Below are 4,907 nucleotides of genomic sequence, written 5' to 3'. Positions count from 1 at the left end.
GCCACCTGGAACTGGTACGCCGTGTCGGCGGCGAGCCCCGTCACCGTGGCCGACGTGCCGCCGACGGTCGCCGCGAGGGTGCCGTCCCGGTAGACCTTGTAACCGGTCGCCCCGGTCACCGGGCTCCAGCTCAGCGCGACCGAACTGCTGGTCACGGCGCCCGCCGTGAGGCCGGCCGGAGTGGCGGGGACGACCGGGTCCGGGTCCTGACCGCCGCCGCCGTCGGGCCCGATCACGCTCAGGTCGTCCACCAGGTAGGCGGCCGTGCCGTACCAGCCGTGGGTGAAGACGTCGACGGAGGTGGTGCTCGCGCCGGTCGTGAAGGTGGTCGTGAGCTGCTTCCAGGCCGGCGCGTCGGGCGTCCAGGTGGAGACCTTGCCGTTGCCGGTCCCGGTGCCGCTCGCGCCCAGGTAGGCGTACCCGCCCTGGACCCACGCGCTCAGCGTGTACGTCGAACCGGGCCGGACCGCCACCTTCTGCACGCACTTGGCGTGGTCGAGGCCGGACGGGGCGGCCTTCAGGGCGCCGGTCCCGCTGCGTACCGGTGAGGAGACGGCCGTACCGCTGCCGGCCGAACAGGTCCAGTTGGTCAGGCCGTTCTCGAAGCCGCCGTTCCGGGCGACGTCGATGTCGGCGGCCTGCGCGGTGCCGGCACCGCCGGCCAGGACCAGTCCGGAACCGAGGGCGAGCGCGAGGGCGCCGCCGAGCCATCTGCGGCCGCGGGGGCGGGGGGTGGTGCGGTCCACGTGCGTCCTCCGGGATGAGTGGGGGAGAGGGAGGGTGCCGTACGCCGTCGTACGTCGTCGTGCGGGCCGTACGGGGTGGGGATCGGGTCCGTACGGGGTGCGATCGGTGGCCACCGCTGCGAGTCGCTGTCGCTGTCGCACCAAGCTGGTCCAGACCAATCGCGTTGTCAAGACCTCCGACGCCGGGTACCGAAGAATGCGGGGGGAGTTGGCGGATTGTGTGTTCACCACCCCGGTGACCGTGGATAAGGTGCAGAGCAGCCGCCCACCACCGTGACGCGGTGAACGCGGTAAGTGATCAGAGCGGGATCCGGGGTAGGGAGTGATCCGGGGTCGGGGGGCCACGGCCCCCGGGACACCGGAGGCCGGAGGGGACGGGGAGCCTGACGTGCCGACAGCGATCGCGGTCACCAGCGCCGACCTGGTACTGCCACCCACCGACGGGCGGACCCCGCACGCCACCGTCCTGCCGCCCCCCGACACCCAGCCGCTCGACGCCTCCGTGGCCGGCGCCCGCCACCTGCTCGACCACCACGGCCATGTGATCGTCGTCTGCCCCACCTCCGCGCCCCCGGCCGTCGCCCGCCGCGTCCTCGCCGTCCGCGCCCTCCTGGAGAGCGACCGCATCGCCCTGGTCAGGACCGACCTGCCCCCCCTCGCCGCCGCCGTCCTCGTCCGCCAGCTCCGCCAGCTCGCCGGCTGCGACTTCAGCCCCGGCGTCCTCGCCTCCGCCGCCCGGCTGCTCACCCACTACCTCTACGCCGGAGCCGTCCTCGGCTCCGTCTCCCGCCTCGACCGCGTCCCCGTCGGCCTCGGCTCCCACCTCACGGGCCTGCTCCCCGGCGCCCACTTCGCCGTCCTCGCCGGACCCACCCCGCAGATGGTCCGCATCGGCTCCCACGAGACGCCGCTCACCGGACCGGAGTTCCCCACCCAGCTCCTCCTCGCCCGCGGCCGTCTCCAGACCGAGTGGCCGGCCACCACCCTCGTCCCCGGCTGGCGCATCCAGGGACCCGTGCAGGAGACGGCCCTGCCCGCCGCCTCCCCCGGCTGGTGGGGGACCGGCAAGCTCGTCGAGTTCGTCGCCCACCTGCCCGACCTGCCGGTCCTCTACCAGCTCGTCGCCTCCGTACGCCGCGAGACCTGCCACTGGTGCGGCCTGGAACTCATCGGCGACCGCTGCGCATTCTGTGCCGCGCCCCTGCCCGCGCCCCCCGCCCCCGGCATTGGCGCCGGTGCCGGCCCCGGACACGAGCGGTCGCCGGCCGCCTCCGCGCCCGTCCCCCGACAGGCCGGAGCCGCACCCCGGGGGAGCCGGGCCGCGGCCGTCCCGCCGGGCGGCAGGACCGCGGCCGTACCGCCCGGAGCGTCACCGCCGGCCCTCGGGCCGGGGACCTCGGCCCTCCCGTGACCGGTACCGCCCCCCGGCCCGGCACCGGCACCGCTCCCCGCCCGGCCCCCGGCCCGGCGCCGGTGAGGCGGAGCCGGCCCCCCGTCCCCCGTCCCCCGGATCCGAACGAGGTAGTACGGCCATGAACTCCCGCCAGCGCCGCGGCGTCATCCTGCTGCTGCTGTCCGTCCTGTGCGCGCTCGGCGCCTTCGCCGGCGTCCTCGCCGTGATCAGCGACGTGAACGCGAAGGTCGGCCCGGAGGTCACCGCCTACCGCGTCGCGCGCGCCGACGTGGAGCCGTACACCCCGCTCAGGGCCTCGCAGTTCGAGAAGGTGACCATGCCCGAGCGGTGGCTCTCCACCACCGCCGTCACCGACCTGCGGCAGATCGAGGGCAAGATCGCCGTCACCACCCTCCGGTCCGGCTCCCTCCTCCAGACCGACATGATCGTCGAGCGGCCCGAACTCCGCCCCGGCGAGCAGGAGATCGCCATCATGATCGACGCCGGCACCGGAGTCGCCGGGAAGATCACCGCCGGCGCCCGCGTGAACATCTACGCCACCTTCGACGGCGTGAAGAAGGGCGAGGCGCCCCAGTCCCGTCTGATCGTCGCGTCCGCCCGCGTCATCGGCGTCGGGAAGATCACCCCGATCGACAGCCGCAGCGACCGCACCGACCGGGCCACCTCCGCCGTCCCCATCACCTTCGCCCTCACCACGGCCGACGCCCAGCGCGTCGCGTACGCCGAGTCCTTCGCCGAACACGTACGCCTCGCCCTCGTCGCCCCCTCCTCGGCCGGCGCCCCCGCCGCACCCGGCGACCGCACCTACACGCTCGACAAGGACAAGTGAGGCCGGTATGAGCACCAGGATCTTGCCGGCCGTCGGCGACCCCGACGCCGCCCGGTCCGTCACCACCCTCGCCGGCCAGCTCCCCGACGCCGAACCGGCCCCGCCCGTCCCCGACTCCACCCAGCTCCTCGACACCCTCGCCCGGCTCGCCGCCGACTCCCTCGACGCGCTGCCCGAGGTCGTCCTCGTCCACGAGCGCATCGGACCCGTCCCCGCCCTCGAACTCGTCCGCGAGGTCGCCCTCCGCTTCCCCGCCGTCGGCGTCGTCCTCATCACCGCCGACGCCGGGCCCGCCCTCCTCTCCGCCGCCATGGACGCCGGCGCCCGCGGCCTCGTCACCCTCCCGCTCGGCTACGAGGAACTCGCCAGCCGCGTCCAGGCCGCCGCCCAGTGGTCCGCCGGGGTCCGCCGCCACCTCGGCGGCGGCGCCGAGGCCGTCACCGGGCCCGGCGGCACCGTCGTCACCGTCAGCGGCGCCAAGGGCGGCGTCGGCACCACCGTCACCGCCGTCCACCTCGCCCTCGCCGCCCGCGCCGCCGGGCGGACCGTCGCCCTGGTCGACATGGACCTCCAGAGCGGTGACGTCGCCTCCTACCTCGACGTCCAGTTCCGGCGCTCCGTCGCCGACCTCGCCGCCATCGCCGACATCTCGCCCCGGGTCCTCCAGGACGCCGTCTTCGTCCACGAGACCGGGCTCTCCCTGCTCCTCGCCCCGGCCGAGGGCGAACGCGGCGAGGAGGTCACCGACCGCGCCGCCCGCCAGGTCGTCAGCGCCCTCCGCGGCCGCCACGAGGTCGTCGTCGTGGACTGCGGCTCCCAGCTCACCGGCGCGGGCGCCGCCACCGTCGAGATGGCCGACACGGCCCTGCTCGTCACCACACCCGACGTGGTCGCCGTGCGCTCCGCCAAGCGGACGGTACGGATGTGGGAACGGCTCCAGGTCCGCAAGGCCGAGGAGACCGTCACCCTGGTCAACCGCCACCACCGCTCCGCCGAGATCCAGGCGCCCCTGGTCCAGAAGATCACCGGCACCCGGACGGCGGCCGTCACCGTCCCCGCCCAGTTCAAGGAGCTCCAGGCCGTCGTGGACGCGGGACGCCTCCACGAACTCGACGCACGGTCCACCGTCAAGCAGGCCCTGTGGAGCCTCGCCGCCGAACTGGGCCTGACCGGTGCCCCGGCGTCCGCCGCCCCGGCCCCCGGCCCCGGCAGGCAGCTCACCCGCGCGGGCGACCGCGGCTCCCTGGGCCTCCGGCGCCGCACCGGAGGACGCTGAACCGTGACGGTGACCGCGACCCGGGACGGCGACAGGGGGCAGGTGGCGATCGAGTTCCTCGGCATGGTGCCGCTGATCCTCCTCACCCTCGCCCTGCTCTGGCAGCTCGTCCTCGTCGGCTACACGTACACCCTGGCGGGGAACGCGGCGGACGAGGCGGCCCGCGCCTGCGCCGTCGGCGACGACGGATCCGCCGCGGCCCGACGGCACATCGACGGCGCCTGGAGCGTCTCGGGAGGCGGCTGCGAGCCGGCCGGCGGCATGGTCCACGTCCGCGTCGAAGTCCGGGTGCCCGTTCTCGTCCCCGGTACGGGAGGACTCATCCCGGTGGTGGGAGAGGCGGGCGCGATCGCGGAGGTGCCGGAGTGAGGGGGAGCGCCATGAGGGACCCGCGCGGGAACGCCCGCGACCGGACGGACCGCAGCGGCGGGGCCGGGATCCCGCGCCGCCGCGTCCCGGACACCCTGCCCGGGGGACGGCGAACTCCGTCGCGGCTCCATGGGGTTCGTACGCCAGGGGGTATCGGCTCCCGTGGGGCGCGGTCGCTCGGATGCGGTGGGTCCTTCTGGGCGCGGTCGCTCGGGGGCCGTGGGTCCTTCTGGGCGTGGTCGCTCGGGGGCCCGGGCGCTTCGGTGCGGTCCC

The 4,907-nt window shown here is 75.4% G+C and carries 5 protein-coding genes; 4 read left to right on the top strand and 1 reads right to left on the bottom strand.

Features of this window, described 5'->3' with window-relative positions; all coding sequences use genetic code 11:
• Window positions 1-746 (bottom strand): carbohydrate binding domain-containing protein (locus RIF68_RS27380; RefSeq protein WP_309053975.1); only part of this gene is annotated, 746 nt, incomplete at its 3' end.
• Window positions 747-1,134: 388 nt separating this feature from the next.
• On the opposite strand from RIF68_RS27380, the gene RIF68_RS27375 reads away from it, so the two are divergent.
• From RIF68_RS27375 to RIF68_RS27360, 4 genes are all read left to right on the top strand, one after another.
• The gene (locus RIF68_RS27375; RefSeq protein ID WP_309053974.1) at window positions 1,135-2,157 is read left to right on the top strand and encodes a hypothetical protein; all 1,023 of its coding nucleotides are present in this window, start codon (window positions 1,135-1,137) and stop codon (window positions 2,155-2,157) included.
• Between the two features lie 121 nt (window positions 2,158-2,278).
• The gene (cpaB, locus tag RIF68_RS27370; protein WP_309053973.1) at window positions 2,279-2,989 is read left to right on the top strand and encodes a Flp pilus assembly protein CpaB; all 711 of its coding nucleotides are present in this window, start codon (window positions 2,279-2,281) and stop codon (window positions 2,987-2,989) included.
• A gap of 7 nt (window positions 2,990-2,996) precedes the next feature.
• A complete protein-coding gene (locus RIF68_RS27365) occupies window positions 2,997-4,265 on the top strand; it encodes a P-loop NTPase (RefSeq protein WP_309053972.1) in 1,269 nt (422 codons plus the stop codon).
• Window positions 4,266-4,268: 3 nt separating this feature from the next.
• Window positions 4,269-4,634, top strand: a complete 366-nt coding sequence (locus tag RIF68_RS27360) for a TadE/TadG family type IV pilus assembly protein (protein WP_309053971.1) — start codon at window positions 4,269-4,271, stop codon at window positions 4,632-4,634.
• Window positions 4,635-4,907 lie beyond the last annotated feature (273 nt).

The sequence above is a fragment of the Streptomyces sp. genome, from assembly GCF_031178505.1.
Classification (GTDB): domain Bacteria; phylum Actinomycetota; class Actinomycetes; order Streptomycetales; family Streptomycetaceae; genus Streptomyces; species Streptomyces gulbargensis.
The sequence above is the reverse complement of the archived record's forward strand: the minus strand, read 5'-3'. Positions and strand labels throughout refer to the sequence as shown.

Excerpts from the sequence above, each read along its gene's own strand:
- cpaB (WP_309053973.1), top strand. The coding sequence starts at position 2,279 with ATGAACTCCCGCCAGCGCCGCGGCGTCATCCTGCTGCTGCTGTCCGTC.
- RIF68_RS27365 (WP_309053972.1), top strand. The coding sequence starts at position 2,997 with ATGAGCACCAGGATCTTGCCGGCCGTCGGCGACCCCGACGCCGCCCGG.